The following is a 560-nucleotide window of genomic DNA, read 5'->3' on the forward strand; positions in this document are numbered from 1 at the left end:
TTCTCGCGCACCGCCAACGGCTGCGGGCACCGGCAGATAGCGATGTGCCTCAGGGCGGAAGAGGGGGCCGTGATAGCCGACAAGACCGTGCTCAAGATGATGCGCGAGATGGGGATTCGCTGCGGTATCAGACGCGAGACGGCCTACCACAGGTACAACTCGTACAGGGGCGTCGTCGGCAGGACGTTCGAGAACGTGATCGCGAGGGATTTCGACGCCGGGGCCCCGTGGCGGAAGCTGGGAACGGACGTCACCGAGTTCAAGGTGGCGGGCGGCAAGGCCTACTGGGCCCCGACGCTGGACTTCTGCACCAAGGAGATCGTGGCGAGCGACATATCGACCACGCCCGACATGGCCCAGCAGGTCAGGATGCTCGACGAGCTGCTGTCCAAGATCCCCGAGGGCGCCGCCCCGACCATGCACTCGGACCGGGGCTGGCAGTACCAGCACGCCTCGTACACATCCAGGCTCGAGGCCGCCGGCATCGTCCAGAGCATGTCCAGGAAGGCGAACTGCATCGACAACGCCGCCACCGAGCAGCTCTTCGGCCACGTCAAGGA

Annotated in this window: 1 protein-coding gene; it reads left to right on the forward strand. The window is 65.7% G+C overall.

Going from position 1 to position 560, the window contains the following annotated elements; all coding sequences use genetic code 11:
• Positions 1–42 precede the first annotated feature (42 nt).
• Positions 43–560 (forward strand): DDE-type integrase/transposase/recombinase (locus tag DWZ22_RS10325; RefSeq protein ID WP_233546476.1); only part of this gene is annotated, 518 nt, incomplete at its 3' end.

This window comes from Collinsella sp. AF31-11 (genome assembly GCF_003475605.1).
Taxonomy (GTDB): domain Bacteria; phylum Actinomycetota; class Coriobacteriia; order Coriobacteriales; family Coriobacteriaceae; genus Collinsella.